13 protein-coding genes and 5 tRNA genes are annotated in these 15,991 nt (G+C 58.8%); 9 read left to right on the top strand and 9 right to left on the bottom strand.

Annotated features, from left to right (window positions below):
* Positions 1-49: 49 nt before the first annotated feature.
* The 5 genes from clpB (at position 50) to E1573_RS20075 (ending at position 3,330) form a co-directional block, all read left to right on the top strand.
* A complete protein-coding gene (clpB, locus tag E1573_RS20095; RefSeq protein WP_133216311.1) occupies positions 50-2,614 on the top strand; it encodes an ATP-dependent chaperone ClpB in 2,565 nt (854 codons plus the stop codon).
* Between the two features lie 297 nt (positions 2,615-2,911).
* Positions 2,912-2,987 (top strand) — tRNA-Asn (locus tag E1573_RS20090).
* Between the two features lie 10 nt (positions 2,988-2,997).
* Positions 2,998-3,074: transfer RNA gene (locus E1573_RS20085), tRNA-Pro, on the top strand.
* 5 nt (positions 3,075-3,079) lie between these two features.
* Positions 3,080-3,155 (top strand) — tRNA-Lys (locus E1573_RS20080).
* 98 nt (positions 3,156-3,253) lie between these two features.
* Positions 3,254-3,330, top strand: a tRNA-Pro gene (locus E1573_RS20075).
* Between the two features lie 136 nt (positions 3,331-3,466).
* Here E1573_RS20075 and E1573_RS20070 read toward each other — a convergent pair.
* From E1573_RS20070 to E1573_RS20050, 5 genes are all read right to left on the bottom strand, one after another.
* Positions 3,467-4,762: an NAD(P)/FAD-dependent oxidoreductase gene (locus E1573_RS20070; protein WP_133216310.1), complete on the bottom strand. Its 1,296-nt coding sequence runs from the start codon at positions 4,760-4,762 to the stop codon at positions 3,467-3,469.
* Between the two features lie 84 nt (positions 4,763-4,846).
* Positions 4,847-5,020 carry a DUF3094 family protein gene (locus tag E1573_RS20065; protein ID WP_133216309.1) on the bottom strand — a complete coding sequence of 58 codons (174 nt, stop codon included), beginning with the start codon at positions 5,018-5,020 and terminating at the stop codon, positions 4,847-4,849.
* 166 nt (positions 5,021-5,186) lie between these two features.
* Complete coding sequence (locus E1573_RS20060) at positions 5,187-5,816, bottom strand: DUF1780 domain-containing protein (protein WP_133216308.1); 630 nt, start codon at positions 5,814-5,816, stop codon at positions 5,187-5,189.
* Positions 5,817-5,895: 79 nt separating this feature from the next.
* Positions 5,896-6,921, bottom strand: coding sequence for an MBL fold metallo-hydrolase (locus E1573_RS20055; RefSeq protein ID WP_133216307.1), 1,026 nt, complete (start codon positions 6,919-6,921; stop codon positions 5,896-5,898).
* Positions 6,922-6,943: 22 nt separating this feature from the next.
* A complete protein-coding gene (locus tag E1573_RS20050; protein WP_133216306.1) occupies positions 6,944-9,358 on the bottom strand; it encodes a DUF2235 domain-containing protein in 2,415 nt (804 codons plus the stop codon).
* Positions 9,359-9,518: 160 nt separating this feature from the next.
* On the opposite strand from E1573_RS20050, the gene E1573_RS20045 reads away from it, so the two are divergent.
* Positions 9,519-10,208, top strand: coding sequence for an energy-coupling factor ABC transporter permease (locus E1573_RS20045; RefSeq protein WP_133216305.1), 690 nt, complete (start codon positions 9,519-9,521; stop codon positions 10,206-10,208).
* A gap of 3 nt (positions 10,209-10,211) precedes the next feature.
* Here the strand turns inward: E1573_RS20045 and yacG are convergent, their stop codons facing one another.
* From yacG to E1573_RS20025, 4 genes are read right to left on the bottom strand one after another with little or no spacing between them, the layout of a single operon-like run.
* A complete protein-coding gene (yacG, locus tag E1573_RS20040) occupies positions 10,212-10,418 on the bottom strand; it encodes a DNA gyrase inhibitor YacG (protein WP_133216304.1) in 207 nt (68 codons plus the stop codon).
* Positions 10,415-11,038, bottom strand: a complete 624-nt coding sequence (gene coaE, locus E1573_RS20035; protein WP_133216303.1) for a dephospho-CoA kinase — start codon at positions 11,036-11,038, stop codon at positions 10,415-10,417. The genes yacG and coaE overlap by 4 nt, the downstream gene beginning before the upstream one ends.
* On the bottom strand, positions 11,038-11,907 hold the full coding sequence (locus E1573_RS20030; protein WP_133216302.1) for an A24 family peptidase: 870 nt from the start codon (positions 11,905-11,907) through the stop codon (positions 11,038-11,040). Before E1573_RS20030 ends, coaE begins: the two co-directional genes overlap by 1 nt.
* A gap of 2 nt (positions 11,908-11,909) precedes the next feature.
* Positions 11,910-13,118, bottom strand: coding sequence for a type II secretion system F family protein (locus E1573_RS20025; protein ID WP_133216301.1), 1,209 nt, complete (start codon positions 13,116-13,118; stop codon positions 11,910-11,912).
* Positions 13,119-13,338: 220 nt separating this feature from the next.
* On the opposite strand from E1573_RS20025, the gene E1573_RS20020 reads away from it, so the two are divergent.
* The 3 genes from E1573_RS20020 (at position 13,339) to E1573_RS20010 (ending at position 15,393) form a co-directional block, all read left to right on the top strand.
* Positions 13,339-13,770 (top strand): pilin, encoded by a 432-nt coding sequence (locus tag E1573_RS20020; RefSeq protein WP_133216300.1) that lies wholly within the window; start codon positions 13,339-13,341, stop codon positions 13,768-13,770.
* 63 nt (positions 13,771-13,833) lie between these two features.
* A tRNA-Thr gene (locus E1573_RS20015) sits at positions 13,834-13,909 on the top strand.
* A gap of 161 nt (positions 13,910-14,070) precedes the next feature.
* A complete protein-coding gene (locus tag E1573_RS20010; RefSeq protein ID WP_133216299.1) occupies positions 14,071-15,393 on the top strand; it encodes an integrase arm-type DNA-binding domain-containing protein in 1,323 nt (440 codons plus the stop codon).
* The last annotated feature ends 598 nt before the right edge of the window (positions 15,394-15,991 follow it).

The raw sequence follows: 15,991 nt of genomic DNA, 5'->3' as shown, positions 1-15,991 counted from the left end.
TCATCAGGTGTGTCCATCGCTCCGGCCTGCCCATAAAGGAAGGTAACTTATGCGAATAGACCGTTTGACCAGCAAGCTACAGCTGGCTTTATCCGATTCCCAATCCCTGGCCGTTGGTATGGACCATCCCGCCATCGAGCCTGCGCACCTGTTGCAAGCGTTGATCGATCAGCAAGGTGGTTCGATCAAGCCGCTGCTGATGCAGGTAGGCTTTGACGTCAACAGCCTGCGCAAAGCGCTGAGCAAAGAGCTCGACCAACTGCCGAAAATCCAGAACCCAACCGGTGACGTGAACATGTCGCAGGACCTGGCGCGCCTGCTCAACCAGGCAGACCGCCTGGCCCAGCAGAAGGGCGATCAGTTCATCTCCAGTGAGCTGGTGCTGCTCGCCGCTATGGACGAGAACAGCAAACTGGGCAAATTGTTGCTGAGCCAGGGCGTCACCAAAAAAGCGCTGGAGAATGCCATCAGCAACCTGCGCGGTGGTGAAGCTGTCAACGACCCGAATGCCGAGGAGTCGCGTCAGGCGCTCGACAAGTACACCGTCGACCTGACCAAGCGTGCCGAAGACGGCAAGCTGGACCCGGTGATCGGCCGTGACGACGAAATTCGCCGCACCATTCAAGTGTTGCAACGCCGGACCAAAAACAACCCGGTGCTGATCGGTGAGCCTGGTGTGGGTAAAACCGCCATTGCCGAAGGTCTGGCCCAGCGCATCATCAATGGTGAAGTGCCGGACGGCTTGAAAGGCAAGCGTCTGCTGTCGCTGGACATGGGCGCGCTGATTGCTGGTGCCAAGTTCCGCGGTGAATTCGAAGAGCGACTTAAAGCGCTGCTCAATGAACTGTCCAAGCAAGAAGGGCAGATCATCCTGTTCATCGACGAACTGCACACCATGGTCGGTGCCGGTAAAGGTGAAGGCTCCATGGACGCCGGCAACATGCTCAAACCCGCCTTGGCGCGCGGTGAGCTGCACTGCGTTGGTGCTACCACCCTGAACGAATACCGTCAGTACATTGAGAAAGACGCAGCGCTTGAGCGTCGCTTCCAGAAGGTATTGGTCGAAGAGCCGAGCGAGGAAGACACCATCGCCATCTTGCGGGGCCTCAAAGAGCGTTACGAGGTACACCACAAGGTAGCGATCACCGATGGCGCGATCATCGCCGCGGCCAAGCTCAGCCACCGCTACATTACTGACCGGCAACTGCCGGACAAGGCAATCGACCTGATCGACGAAGCGGCCAGCCGTATTCGTATGGAAATCGACTCCAAGCCTGAAGTGCTCGACCGTCTGGAACGTCGTCTGATTCAGCTGAAGGTCGAATCTCAGGCGCTGAAGAAAGAAGACGACGAAGCGGCACTGAAGCGTCTGGAGAAACTCACGGAAGAAATCGCCCGCCTGGAGCGTGAGTACGCTGACTTGGAAGAAGTCTGGACCTCGGAAAAAGCCGAAGTGCAGGGTTCGGCACAGATCCAGCAGAAAATCGAGCAGGCGCGCCAGGAGCTGGAAACCGCCCGGCGTAAAGGTGACCTCAGCCGCATGGCCGAGCTGCAGTATGGGGTGATCCCTGACCTGGAGCGCAGCCTGCAGATGGTCGACCAGCACGGCAAGGCCGAGAACCAGTTGCTGCGTAACAAAGTGACTGAAGAAGAAATTGCTGAAGTCGTGTCGAAGTGGACTGGTATTCCTGTGGCCAAGATGCTCGAAGGCGAACGGGAAAAACTGCTGAAAATGGAAAGCCTGCTGCACGAGCGGGTGATCGGTCAGGAAGAGGCCGTTGTAGCGGTATCCAACGCCGTACGCCGTTCGCGTGCCGGCTTGTCGGACCCGAACCGCCCAAGTGGCTCGTTCCTGTTCCTCGGCCCGACCGGGGTGGGTAAAACCGAGCTGTGCAAAGCCTTGGCCGAGTTCCTGTTCGACACTGAAGAGGCGATGGTGCGTATCGATATGTCCGAGTTCATGGAGAAACACTCCGTGGCGCGGCTGATCGGTGCTCCACCAGGCTATGTCGGCTATGAAGAGGGTGGTTACCTGACCGAAGCGGTACGGCGTAAGCCCTATGCCGTTGTGCTGCTCGATGAAGTCGAGAAGGCGCACCCGGATGTCTTCAACGTGCTGCTGCAGGTGCTGGAAGACGGTCGCCTGACTGACAGCCACGGACGCACGGTAGATTTCCGTAATACCGTGATCGTGATGACCTCCAACCTGGGCTCGGCGCAGATCCAGGACCTGGTGGGTGATCGTGAAGCGCAACGGGCTGCAGTGATGGATGCAGTGGGCTCGCACTTCCGCCCTGAGTTCATCAACCGTATCGACGAAGTCGTGGTGTTCGAGCCGCTGGGACGCGATCAGATCGCTGGCATCACCCAGATCCAGTTGGGCCGCCTGCGTAGCCGCCTGGCTGAACGCGACCTGAGCTTGGAGCTGAGCGACGAAGCACTGGATAAGCTGATTGCAGTGGGCTACGACCCGGTCTACGGCGCACGGCCACTGAAACGGGCGATTCAGCGCTGGATCGAAAACCCGCTGGCGCAACTGATTCTGGCTGGCAAGTTCCTGCCCGGCACAGCAATCACTGCCAAGGTGGAGGGCGAAGAAATCGTCTTCGCCTGACATTTCACAGGGTTAGATCAAGGCCTCGATATTCGAGGCCTTTTTTTTCTTTGCATTTTTTCTCGAGTGCTTGTAAAGTGCGCCCCGCTGTATGTCACCCCGCAGCTTCCTGGCAAAATCGGGAATCTGAAAAAAAGTTGCAAATCAGTAAGTTGAATGCAAATTAGGGGTTGACAAGGGTTTTGAAGGTTGTAGAATAGCGCGCCTCAGAGACATGAACGCAGCGATGCACAAGGTCGAAGAGTTCGAAGCGGTAGTGATACAGTTTTCGAAATTGCAGTAATTGAAATTGATAGTTCCGCGATAGCTCAGTCGGTAGAGCAAATGACTGTTAATCATTGGGTCCCAGGTTCGAGTCCTGGTCGCGGAGCCAAATTTCAAACCGGGGTATAGCGCAGTCCGGTAGCGCGCCTGCTTTGGGAGCAGGATGTCAGGAGTTCGAATCCCCTTACCCCGACCATTTTAGGGTCGTTAGCTCAGTTGGTAGAGCAGTTGGCTTTTAACCAATTGGTCGTAGGTTCGAATCCTACACGACCCACCATTTTCGAATCCGGTTCGCTGGGTTCGGATCTTAAAAGGTTGGAACGCCATTAGCGTCCAGCCGTAAAAAAGGCGCCTTGTTTGGTGCCTTTTTTTTACCGGGGTATAGCGCAGTCCGGTAGCGCGCCTGCTTTGGGAGCAGGATGTCAGGAGTTCGAATCCCCTTACCCCGACCATATTCAGAAAGAAGGGCACCTTGCAAAAGGTGCCCTTTTTTCGTTTCAGCCCCATTGTGGGAGCGGGCTTGCCCCGCGATTGCGGTGTGTCAGTTACACCGCATCGCGGGGCAAGCCCGCTCCTACCGAGCGAAGCTTAGTGCAGCTTCAGGCGCGGCTCGGTGCCACGACCAATCCGGCTACCCAGCATCAGCATCAACGTACGGAACGTGCCATACAGCGCCATCTGGTGCATGCGGTACAGCGACACGTAGAACATCCTCGCCAACCAACCCTCCAGCATCACACTACCGGTCAGGTTACCCATCAGGTTACCCACCGCTGAGAAACGCGACAGCGACACCAGCGAGCCATAGTCGCGGTAAGCGTAAGTTGGCAACGGCTTGCCTTCCAGGCGCGCCTTCAACGACTTCGCCAGCATCGACGCTTGCTGGTGAGCCGCCTGGGCCCGTGGCGGTACATTGCGGTCGCTGCCTGGCTGAGGGCAGGCGGCGCAGTCACCAAAAGCAAAGATGTCGTCATCCAGCGTGGTTTGCAGGGTAGGGCGAACCACCAACTGATTGATGCGGTTGGTTTCCAGACCGTCGATATCTTTGAGAAAGCCCGGCGCACGAATACCTGCCGCCCAGACCTTGAGGCTGGCCGGAATCACATCGCCATTGCTGGTTTTCAGCTCGGTTGCCGTAACTTCGCTGACCGACGCATTGGTCATGACCGTTACACCGAGCTTCTCCAACGTCTGGTGAACCGGCACGCTGATACGCTCCGGCAACGCCGGCAGCACCCGCGGGCCTGCTTCGATCAGGGTGATGTGCATGTCTTTGGGCTGGATGCGATCCAGGCCATAGGCTGCCAGTTCATGTGCAGCGTGGTGCAGTTCAGCGGCCAGTTCTACGCCCGTGGCACCAGCACCGACAATCGCCACGCTGATGGTTTCATTGGCCTGGTCACCGGCATGGGCGCGCAGGTAGTGGTTGAGCAGTTGCTGATGGAAGCGCTCGGCTTGCTTGCGGGTATCCAGGAACAGGCAGTGCTGAGCGGCGCCGAGGGTACCGAAGTCGTTGGTGTTACTGCCCACGGCAATCACCAGCGTGTCATAGCCCAACACACGCGCAGGCAGCAGTTCGCGGCCCTCTTCATCGAGGGTTGCGGCCAGCTGGATCTGTTTGCTCTCGCGGTCCAGGCCACTCATGCGGCCGAGCTGGAACTGGAAGTGATTCCACTTGGCCTGAGCCACGTAGTTCAGTTCGTCTTCCGAGGAATTCAGCGAGCCTGCGGCAACTTCGTGCAGCAGGGGTTTCCAGATGTGAGTCAGGTTGGCATCGACCAGAGTGATGCTGGCGCTGCCTTTTTTGCCCAGGGTTTTACCCAGGCGGGTCGCCAGTTCCAGGCCGCCAGCGCCGCCGCCGACAATCACAATACGGTGAGTCATGGAGATATCTCATAAGGTTTACGGAATTCTGGTCGAGAGTCATCGGCCGCTCGGGGCGGGCGGTTTGGGCGAGCGCTAGGCAGCTCATAGCACCAGGTTACTCAGGAGGCGGCTCAACAGGCCCAGGCCAACGGTCACGAGCACCACCATCCAAAGGAGCAGCCACGGCCGGAAAGGCTTGCGCTCGACTTGATGTTGGGGTGCTTGCAGGTATTGATCGACACGACGTTGGTCTTCGGGGTTCAGGCGGCTGGTCATGAGGGCCTCGTCAGGTAGACGCTTGTGACTGAAGGGACGCTACAGGTTCACTGTAGTTGTTTGAGCACGCACCTGTGTGCAGCCACGCACGGTCGTTATGACGAATGATTGCGCTTTGTATCACCGCCGCGCAATTTATGCCATTACGCGTTGGCAGGGGGCCAGCTCAGAGGCTGATGCCAACATCGAAAACAATGCTGCGCCCCAGGTTGCTGCGCAGAAAGTCTGGCGCATCCGGGTGGGCGAACAACACCCTGGCAAAGGTGGGCCCCACCAGCGACAGCGAACGCCAGCCCTGGCGTAAATACTCGGTGGGCGGAGGGAAGTGGCTGTTCAGATCGAGCACTTCGCGCTTGAGGCTGGCGAAGGCGATGATGTCCAACTCGCTCAGATCGAGCCCGCGTTCCTGATAGTTGTGGGATTTTTTGCGCAAGGTTGGCGCCAAACGCTGTAACAATTCCTGAGCGCTGATTCGTCGTGGTCGTGCCTCGCGGCGCACCAACTGGCTCAGCGAAAAGGCACTGCGTCGCCGCTGCAACTCTTCGCGCCATTCGTCGTTCAGCCGACGGCCTTCGTCGAGAACGAAAAACACCTCGAAAGCGGCATCACGAAACAGAACGTCAGGCGGCTCTTGGCCGGCGGGGGTGAAGTCCTCGCTGCGATACGCGATGTTCAAGCCTTGCAACAGGCGTTGGCAAACCCAACGCTCGCGCTCCCACTTACGGGCATTGGAGAGAAACGCATTGGCTTGTTCGGCCTGAATGGTAAGCAGGCGCAGGTAATCTGAGTCGTCCATGGGGACAAGCTTAGCGTTCAATTGTGTCGGTATGCACAAAGTCGTTGAGCAATCGCAGCAGGCAAGGCCGAACGATCAATTACTTAGCGATTGCGGGCAGGGCGATTTCACTGAACGGCATGGGCATCACAATCTCTGCATCCTTTGGCAGGGTGGTGCGCACAATCCGGTACATCGCCGGTTCGTCTTTCTCGCCGCGCAGCACTTTGGTGTCTTCCAGGTTGCCGCCAAAGAAGTCTTCCCAATGGCACAACACCACCAACCGCGGTTGGGTCAGCGCGATTAACGCCTGTGGATATTTTTTCACGTTTACCCACGACGCCACCGGCAGAATGGCGACATCGATCCTCCGGTCATCACCCAGATCGGGAGGAAACCCGTAAGGTGCGTCGCTCGAGCTGTCTTGAAAGTGGATGCGATAGGCGGTTGTGCCATCTTCATTTAGCAGGTCTACCAGCCAGGCCAGGGTCTGGCCTTCCTTCCAGTTCCAGAAAGCCTTGGGCAAGGCCTTCAGGTCTTGGTTGTAGCTGCCGCCCATCAAGTCCACGCGAGTGACATTTGGCGCATGACTGCTCTGGATCGGCATGGCGCGGATCGCACCTTTGCTTGAGGTGAACCAGCCATCGTCTCGGGCAATCGGGCGCGGGCCAGTGGGGCCGGGCAGCCAGGCCATTTTCGCCTCGGCATCTTCGAACTTGCGCGTTGCAGGCACTTCGGCCCGCACGATATGCCCGGCGGTACGCGAGCCATAGAAGGTGGCGTTGGGCGTTTTATGGTTCATTACCCAAGCCACATCGAGCAAATGATCATAGTGGGCGTGGCCGACCAACAACATGGTCGCTTCAGGGACGCTGGGCATTCTTTCGTTGATTTGTTGGGTGTCGGGTGAAAGCCAGAACAGTTGCAACAACGAAGGGCGGCTGAAAAAAGGGTCGAGCACGACGGCTTCATCTCGCCAGCGCAACAGAAACCCGGCCACGCCGAAATACTCCAGCTTTGGCTTGGTCAGATTGTGCTCATCCGACGGTTTGATCGAGCCCAGTTCACTCAAGTCCTGAGCGCACCCGGCCGTCATCAGCACCAGCACCATCAGCATCCAGCGCATTGCAGCTCCTCCGTGGCCCTGTTCAGTGCGATTCGCTCACCGTGATACGTGCGCAGCCCTGGTTATTGCTGTACAGGTAGGTGGTGAAGAACGGAAAGCTCACCGCTTCATTGACGTAAAAGAACAACGGGCCATCCGCTTGTGCCGTAAAGGTACTGTTGAACACGCGGCCACCTTCGACAGGCACTGCGTCAGGCGGGCAGCGCCAGGCCTTGGGCCATTTCGTTATGGTGGGCCCGCCATTGTCGCAGTATTTTGGCGGCAGGCCCGAAGCCGGCCTGATCGGCAGTGCATAACTGTCGGTGCCATTTGCACCAATACGCACCATAGTCTGGAACCACGGCTGGTCGGTGTGCCGAAGTGCAGGGCCTGAGACCGCAATCACCCACGAGGTGGGAAACTTGAGCGGGCATTCATAGCCGCCCGGGTTGGCCGGAGTGTTTTTATCACTCCAGCGCCATTGCTCGGGCACCTGCATCTTGACCTGATAAGTGCGGCCTCTTTGAACCTGCAAGCCGGAGTAGGCGCAAGGATTGCGGGTATCGAACCAGAAAGTGGTCTGGCCATCGCTGCTACCACCTTGCGCCTGGCACAGTTCACCCGACGCCGCCGCCCAGGCGAATAGCGGTTGCCCCAGTAACATCAAGCCACCGGCGAGAATGGCCAGTACAAACACAAAAGGCAGTAGCTGATAGCCAAGGAAATACATGAACGCCTTGTAGGCTGAATGGGTACGCATTTGCTGGATGCTGCGGTCTCGCAGCGAAGGCTTTTTCAACGCAGGCATGGCCGCGACCGAACTGGGCTTGAGTGGTGCGATGCCGTACCAGATGCGGCGCATTTTGTCCCTGATCCTGGTTTCGAGGCGTTTACCCCAGGCCATGCAAACCAACAGCGCCAACAGCAGCAGCAAAAACACGTTTGGTTGGGTGGCAAACGACGCCGTCCAGGTGCTGGCGAATGAAGGCAGAACATAATCGAACAGGCGTACGAGCTTGCTCAGCATGCAGAAGGTTTCTTGGCAACTGGCCCGTGCCGGCGCATACAGTGGCATAGCAACCAGAGCCAACGACACGAACAGCGTCAGAAAATACGCGACGCGGCGTCGCCAAACCGTGTTGTAGACATCTTCCCGGGCCGCACGGAAACCCTTCATCCAGCGCTTGGGTGCGGTATCGACAGCATGACCTTGCCGGGTGTGCATTTGCGTCAGGTACTGCTCGACATTGACGATGCTGCCGTCGATGCGCACCACGGAAAAGTTTGGCGGCAGGCTGATCGGCGCGTAGCCGTCGGGGTCGACTTTGATGCGCCGCAACACACTTTCATGCACCTTGGTTCTGCGCACCCTGACCATATCAGTACGATTAAGCCGGTCAATGCGGCGCGGGTTGTAGCAATAGTAACTGGCGATGCCATGGCGCGAGTCATAGAGCTTGCCGTTTTCGTCCGACAGGGCGATCAGTTCGTTCCAGATCGACGCCTCGAAGCGCAAGCCGTGTTTGTTCGCTTCACTCATGATCCATTGCAATGGCACATAAGACAGACTGTCGTCGGCATAACCGCCCCCGACGTTGGCGTGCATGCCGCAAAACCACACCTGGCTGATGCGCTCGTCGTCGATGTGGCGGCTGGCTTTGGCCTTCGGCTCGCGTTGCTCGGGGCTAATCAAGTCGGGGTCTTCGTTCCACAAGCGCGGGTGAAAGGCATTGCGCTCGTCATCCAGGGCCAAGGCGTGACGTGCGCACCGAACCCGCGGGCTAAGGTTGTAGTCACGCATGGTCAGCGGCCAGATGAACTTGTCGATCGCGCGTGTGAGTTGATCGACCGGCAAGCCGTAGGCGTCCACGGTGTCCCATAGGCCAAGGAATTGGATCTGTATCGCGTCTTTGTGGCCTGGCAAACCAATGCGCTCGGCTTGACGGTAGGGCGTGTTGTCAAAGAGCAGATCCCTGACACTGAGAATGCGGTCGCGCAGGTCTCTGAGCATTTTTATGCCCCAGTGACTAGGAAAACGCTCGCGCCGAAACGCGCGATAGGCCTCCCAGGCCAAGCGCTCAAGGTCGCGTTCGTTACCGCGGTAACGCAGCAGACCCTGGGTCATGATCAAGCCAATCAGCACCCTGACGGTAAAAGCACCTCGGCTGAAGCCGAACACATAGATCTTGTCGCCTGGCGTATAGGTGCGGCACAGGAACAGGTAAAGGTCGATCACATTACGCGCCAGCCCGACCCCAAAACCCCCGCCAGCCAGCGCCAGCGGCTTGAACGCTGAGGTGCCGACGCCGTCATCGTAAAAGGCAAATTGCCGGGGTTGTTGCGGGTTGGCGGGGTCGCTGAGGTCGACGGCCTGGTACAGCCGCCAGACATTAGTCTTGAACAGTTTCCCGGCACTGTTGCCGGTACCGTCTGAAAACAGCACAAGATGCTTGGGCATGACCAACTCCTTGCAAAGGAGCGTCAGGACTGCCCACGACTGCTTATCCAGTGGCCTGCGCCAGGGTCGATAGTGTGAGCATAGTCGAAGGCCAACGCCGTGAACGCGCAGCTTGAGGTGTAGACTGCCGACAACGTCTTATCAGAAGGGCTGCGCGACCGTGATTGATGCTCAAGTGCTGTCTGACCAGAGCCTGACGCTGGGTTGGGTCGGCTATGCCGTTGTGCTGGTGTGGGCAGTGGCGCGTACACGTTGGGTTGAACTGTTCACCGACAGCCGCCGCCAGCACTTGCTGTTCGGCACGGTGTTCGCACTGTTCGCGTTATGGCTGGTGCGTCGCGACTTCGACAACGGCGTGTCGTACCACTTCATCGGCATGACTGCCGTCACCTTGCTGCTCGACTGGCCGATGGCGATTGTTGGCGGGCTGCTGGCGCAGATCGGGCTGATCCTGCTGGGGCGCCAGGACCTCGCGGCCATGGGCGTCAACGGCCTCTTGTTTATCGGCCTGCCGGTGCTGGTCACCGAGGTGTGCGCGATCCTCGTGGAGCGTGCGCAGCCACGAAACCTGTTCGTTTATATCTTCTGTTCAGGCTTTTTTGCCGCAGCGTTGGCGGCACTGTTGTGCCTGCTGTTCGCACTCGGGCTGCTGTGGTTCGACGGGCGCTTCGTGATGCCGGAATGGATCGAAGACTTTATCGGCTACCTGTGGCTGATCATTTTCCCAGAAGCCTTTATCAACGGCATGGTGGTCAGCGCACTGGTGGTGTTTTGCCCGGAGTGGCTGGAAACCTTCAACCGCACCCGCTACTTGCAGGCACCCTGGAAGGACGACGACTCCGGGCGTTGAGGCTTAATGGTGGGCGCGGGGATCGAGCTCGCCGGAAAACAGATCGTCTTCAGCGTCTGGGGCCACCGGGATTTTATGCTCTTCAGCCGCCCAAGCCCCCAAGTCGATCAACTTGCAGCGATCGGAACAGAACGGCCGGAACGGGCTGGCAGCGCTCCATTCAACAGGGGCGCCACAGGTCGGGCATTCAACGGTCAGGGGTTGGCTCATGCTTGGCCTCCTCGCAAAGTCAGGTAAAAGTGGTGCAGGCGGTCAACCTCCGAATGCAGCCAGGCCAGGTCGCGGTCGTTAACCAGTACATCGTGGGCGTGGCGCAGACGCTCTTCGCGGCTGGCCTGGGCCTTGAGAATCGCCTCGACCTGCTCGGGGCTGGTCTGGTCGCGCAGCAGGGTGCGCTGTACTTGCAACGCCTGCGGCGCATCAATCACCAACAGGCGCTGCGTGCGCTGGTATTGGCCCGATTCGACCATCAGCGGCGATACGAACACCGCATAGGGCGATTCCGCTTTCGCCAGGTAGCTGAAAATCTCCTGACCGATCAACGGATGCAGCAGCGCTTCCAGCCAACGCCGTTGCTCCGGGTTGCTGAAGATCAGTTGGCGCAGCGCGGCGCGGTCCAGTTGCCCGTCTTCCTGTAGCACGCCGGGGCCGAAGTGCTCGACGATACTTGCCAGCGCCGGGCGCCCGGGTTCTACCACCCAACGTGCAGCCTGATCGGCATCGACCAGATGTACACCCAGTTCGACAAAACGCTGAGCGGCAGCGCTTTTGCCGCTGCCGATGCCGCCAGTGAGGCCGAGAATCCAGGGAGTGAACGCAGCGGTGGTCATCACATTCCAGAGAATTTCAGATAAGAAGTGGTTATTTGACCACCCCAGAGCAGCGCGATCCAGCCCGCGATGGCCAGATAAGGACCAAAGGGGATCGGCGTGCTGGCTTTCAGCCCTTTAGCCTTCAACATAATCAAGCCGATCACCGCGCCCAGCAGCGACGACACCAGCAAGGTCAGTGGCAGAATCTGCCAGCCACCCCAGGCACCGATCAGGGCCAGCAACTTGAAGTCGCCATAACCCATGCCTTCCTTGCCGGTGATGAGTTTGAACAGCCAGAACACCGACCACAGGCTCAAATACCCGGCGACCGCTCCCCACAACGCATCTTCCAACGGCACGAACAGCTCAAAGGCATTGACGATTAGCCCCAGCCACAACAGCGGGAGCACCAAGGCATCCGGTAACAAGCGGTGCTCAAGGTCGATCAGGCTCATGGCCAACAAGCCCCAACTCAGCAGCATTAGCGCCAATGCCGTGTAGCTGGCGCCCAACAGCCAAGCGATAAACACCGTCAGTGCCGCGCAGCCCAGCTCCACCAGTGGGTAGCGCGCACTGATTGCACTGTGGCAACTGCTGCAACGGCCACGCAGCAACACATAACTGAGTAACGGAATATTTTCCCAGGCGCGAATACGGTGGCCACAGTGCGGGCAGTGCGAGGCGGGCAGGAACAAGTCGTAGCGCTCGGCGGCAGCTGCTTCGGGCAGGTCCAGCACCTCCCGTGCCTCGGCCTGCCACTGACGTTGCAGCATCACCGGCAAACGGTGCACCAGCACGTTGAGAAAACTACCGACGATCAACCCCAGCAGCAGGGCAACGCTCAGGTACAACAGTGGCTGGCTGGCCAGCGTATCCATCAAGTCCATGTTCAGATCACACTACCCAACTGAAAGATTGGCAGGTACATGGCGATCACCAGGCTGCCCACCAGCAGCCCGAGAATCAACACAATCAGAGGTTCGAGCAAACTGGCCAGGTTATCGAGCAAGCCTTCGATGGCGCTTTCATAATGGCTGGCGACTCTGGCGAGCATATCGTCCAGCGTACCGCCTGTCTCGCCAATGGCACACATCTGTTGCAACAGCGGCGGAAACAAACCACTGCTACCCATCGCCTGGCTCAACGCCTGGCCGCTGGCCAGGTCTTTGCGCAGGCGCAGCACCGCTTGTTCATACAGCGGATTACCACACGCCCCAGCCACCGGCCCCAAGGCCTCCACCAGCGGCACCCCTGCTGCGAACGAAGTGGCCAACGTGCGGGCGAAACGGGCGAGGGCTGTATGGCTTAACAAAGCACCGACCACCGGCAGCTTCAACACCTGGCGCAAACACCACAGACGAAACACCGGCTGGCGCTGGTAAGCGTGGCGCAAGCCCCAGGCACTACCCACTGCACACACCAGCAACCAGCCTACGTACTGCGCCAACCAATCGGACAGGCCAATCACCCGTCGCGTAAAGGCCGGCAGCTCAGCACCAAAACCGTTGAACATCGCCTGAAACTGCGGCACCACCTCAAGCAACAACAACCCGGAAACGCCCAAGCCGGTCAGCAGTACGATCAGTGGATAACTCATCGCCTTCTTCAACCGCGCGCGCAGCGCCTGACGTTGCTCCTGCAAATTGGCGACCTGCTCAAGCACCGTGTTCAGGCTGCCCGACTGCTCACCGGCGGCGATCAAGTTGCAATACAGCGCATCGAAATACGCAGGGTGCTTGCGCAGCGCATCTGCCAAACTGCTCCCGGCACTGATGTCCGCTTTCAATGCGCCCAGCAACGTGATCAGCGCCGGATTACTGCTGCTTTGCGCAATCACCTCAAATGCTTGTAACAGCGTGACCCCGGAACAGATCAAACTGGCAAGCTGACGGCTGAACTGGCTTAACTCACGCGTCCCCACCTTGCCGCGCCTGCGCCACAGCGGCGGGCGAACCCGCTCGATATGGCCAGGGCGAATCCCGCGCTTACGCAAATCGGCGCGCAGCAGGGCAGGGCTGCGCCCGCGGCTTTCGCCACTCACCAGCGTTCCTTGTGCCGTAGTGCCTTGCCAGGCGTAGCTATAGGTTTTCTCGGTCATCGCGACATCCTTGTTGCGTGGCCCACACAAACCCCGAAACAGCTTCGGGCTCAGTACGGCGAGCAGGAGTGCCCGCCGCTCACTAGAGTAGTCGAGCCGGTAGGGCCAAATCACAGGCGCAGGGTGACAAAAAGTGTCTATTCGGGCCTACTGGCGCGCTTGTTGGCAGCCTGCCCGAGAGAGCGGCTGACCAGAACCGAATTTGTGAGGGAGACCGTCCATGAAAGGGCAACGTGGCATTACCTTGATCGAACTGATGATCGTGGTGGCGATCATCGGCATCCTGGCGACCATCGCCTTACCCATCTACACCAACCACCAGATCAGCACCAAAGCGACCTCCGCCCTGGTCGAAATTTCCGCCCTCAAAGCGCCGTTCGACCTGCGCATGAACACAGGCAAAGACGTCACCGACGTCACCACCCTGGGCGGCCAGGCCAGCACCAGCAACTGCACCATCACCGCTACCGGCACGGCGGCCACGGGCGTGGGTAGCATCGTCTGCACCCTGGCCGACGTTCCGGCCATCGCCAACGGCAAAACCCTGACCCTGACCCGCTACGCCGGCGGTGGTTGGGCCTGCACCAGCAGCCTCGACGCAGACCTGCTGCCAGCAGCCTGCAAGCCCGCAGAAAGTGCGGCTGCGCAGTGAGCAATAGCTGTTAATAAACAGTGATTTGCGTAAGCGACCCGGCAGTGGTAGCGTTGGTGCCACGCCGGTGTAGCTCAGTCGGTAGAGCAGCGCACTCGTAACGCGAAGGTCGCAGGTTCGATTCCTGTCTCCGGCACCAGTTCAGGTTCCAGCGAAGGCTACTAAAATCTCTGGAACCCCCGTAAAACCCGCCTTCTGGCGGGTTTTTTCGTTATGGCGTTCCGTCGGATTCCGACAGCTGCCAGCCGACTTAGGGGTAACGTTTGGGATAAAGTCGATTCGATAAAGGGGTTTACCCTTATGGCTCGTACTACTGCTCCCCTGACCGACACAGCATGCCGCTCGGCCAAACCTACTGATCGTCCCTACAAGCTTTTCGACGGTGACGGTCTTTACCTCCTCGTTTACCCCAATGGCCGCAAAGGCTGGCGCTTCCGGTATGTGAAACCGGATGGGCGAGAGGGGCTGACCTCGTTTGGCAACTATCCCGTCATCGGTCTCGCAGATGCTCGGCAGAAGCGTCTGGAGACTAAGCGGATGCTGGCTGAAGGCACTGATCCGATTGTGTCCAAGCAGCAGGCCAAGGCCGAGGCGGTTGTCAGAGGCCACACATTCGAACGCGTTGCCTTGGACTGGCATAAGGAAATGTCCGTGAAGTGGGCGCCTGGCCATTCCCGGACAGTACTGAGTCGTTTGAAGACTCACGTATTCCCGCTGCTAGGTGCACGGGCCATCGTGGATCTGGATACCTTCGACCTCATGCAGCCGCTTGAGGCAATCAAGAAGCGCGGCACGATTGATGTGGCTTTGAGGGTACAAAACTACCTGCAGAGCATCATGCGTGAGGCAAAGCGGCTGCGGCTGATCACGGTGAACCCGGCATATGACCTTGAGGGCTTCATCAGCGCGCCACGGGTTACGCACCGACCTGCACTCCCGCTGTCTCGTCTGCCTGAGTTGATGGACCGCATCGAGAACTACAAGGGACGCACGCTCACTCGGCTGACAGTCATGCTTTCGCTGCATGTGTTCGTACGCTCCAGCGAATTGCGCTTCGCACGTTGGAATGAGTTCGACCTGAAGCGCGGTATATGGGAGATACCGGATACGCGACCTGCCTTGGACGGCGTTCCGTATTCGACCCGAGGGACTAAGATGGCGGGCGACATCCATTTGGTCCCTCTGTCACCGCAAGCGGTGGCGTTGCTCGAACAGATTCATGCGATCACGGGGTACTTCGATCTGGTGTTCACCAGTGACGCTCGCTCGTGGAAGCCTATGTCCGAGAACACGGTCAATAGCGCTTTGCGGAACATGGGCTACGACACCAAGACCGAAATCTGCGGGCATGGCTTTCGGTCCATGGCGTGCAGTGCCTTGGTCGAATCCGGGCTGTGGTCAGAGACCGCTATCGAGCGGCAGATGAGCCACCGGGAGTGCAACAACGTTCGGGCGGCTTATATCCACAAGGCCGAGTTCCTGGAGGAACGGCGAATGATCATGAGTTGGTGGAGCCGTTACCTCAAAGCGAACCGGCAGGAGCATATCTCGCCGCATGAGTTCGCGAATCAGACCGGGGCAAACGTTTCCAGCCTGAGAGCAAAGCGTGGCGCTGTCGAGTGAGCGCACGGCTTTGAAATTTCGGTGATCCGCTTTCCATACGGGTCCATCCAAACAGGGCTGCAAAGCCGCCCTGTTTGGATGGACCTCATCTGAAAAATCAAAAACACCAAATCGGCCACTGGAAACCACGGGATTCCGTACACGGCCAACGTCATTTTCAACTACAAAATCCAGCCGGCGAGTCGCTTGACCCTCTCGGATTGCGGGCGTAGAAAAGACAGTGCAAAGGCTGTCGTTGACAGCACCCCAGGTGACCCGAGCCTTCAAGGTCACGCCGCTCTCGCGGTGGTTCTCCCCAAGGGCGATTCGCATTCGGCAGCTCGCCCGGTCACCTCCCCGGTGATGGATGCTCTTACACATGTGGCCCTCGTGCGCCAGCAACACCGTATCTCGCTGCCCTGCAGCAACCTATCCGCTTGGCCGAATCTTGCGCAAACCTGTGCCCGTCTCTTTCTCTGGAAAGAGACGGGCGCTTCTAACACTGCTGCAGCCCTGATCCCACATGGCTTGGGCTTGGCAGAAAAAGCATGTGGATTGGTTTCTTGAGCATCGCCTAAGGCGACGCAGCGAGGCGACGCAGTATTACTATTTGCTGACC

The sequence above is a fragment of the Pseudomonas sp. H9 genome (genome assembly GCF_004353925.1).
GTDB lineage: Bacteria > Pseudomonadota > Gammaproteobacteria > Pseudomonadales > Pseudomonadaceae > Aquipseudomonas.
Note: the sequence above shows the minus strand (reverse complement) of the source record. Positions and strands in the feature narration are given on the sequence as shown.

Bases quoted from the DNA above. Each gene is read 5' to 3' on its own strand.
- clpB (WP_133216311.1), top strand. From the start codon at position 50: ATGCGAATAGACCGTTTGACCAGCAAGCTACAGCTGGCTTTATCCGAT.
- E1573_RS20070 (WP_133216310.1), bottom strand. From the start codon at position 4,762: ATGACTCACCGTATTGTGATTGTCGGCGGCGGCGCTGGCGGCCTGGAA.
- E1573_RS20065 (WP_133216309.1), bottom strand. From the start codon at position 5,020: ATGACCAGCCGCCTGAACCCCGAAGACCAACGTCGTGTCGATCAATAC.
- E1573_RS20060 (WP_133216308.1), bottom strand. From the start codon at position 5,816: ATGGACGACTCAGATTACCTGCGCCTGCTTACCATTCAGGCCGAACAA.
- E1573_RS20055 (WP_133216307.1), bottom strand. From the start codon at position 6,921: ATGCGCTGGATGCTGATGGTGCTGGTGCTGATGACGGCCGGGTGCGCT.
- E1573_RS20050 (WP_133216306.1), bottom strand. From the start codon at position 9,358: ATGCCCAAGCATCTTGTGCTGTTTTCAGACGGTACCGGCAACAGTGCC.
- yacG (WP_133216304.1), bottom strand. From the start codon at position 10,418: ATGAGCCAACCCCTGACCGTTGAATGCCCGACCTGTGGCGCCCCTGTT.
- coaE (WP_133216303.1), bottom strand. From the start codon at position 11,038: ATGACCACCGCTGCGTTCACTCCCTGGATTCTCGGCCTCACTGGCGGC.
- E1573_RS20030 (WP_133216302.1), bottom strand. From the start codon at position 11,907: ATGGACTTGATGGATACGCTGGCCAGCCAGCCACTGTTGTACCTGAGC.
- E1573_RS20025 (WP_133216301.1), bottom strand. From the start codon at position 13,118: ATGACCGAGAAAACCTATAGCTACGCCTGGCAAGGCACTACGGCACAA.
- E1573_RS20020 (WP_133216300.1), top strand. From the start codon at position 13,339: ATGAAAGGGCAACGTGGCATTACCTTGATCGAACTGATGATCGTGGTG.
- E1573_RS20010 (WP_133216299.1), top strand. From the start codon at position 14,071: ATGGCTCGTACTACTGCTCCCCTGACCGACACAGCATGCCGCTCGGCC.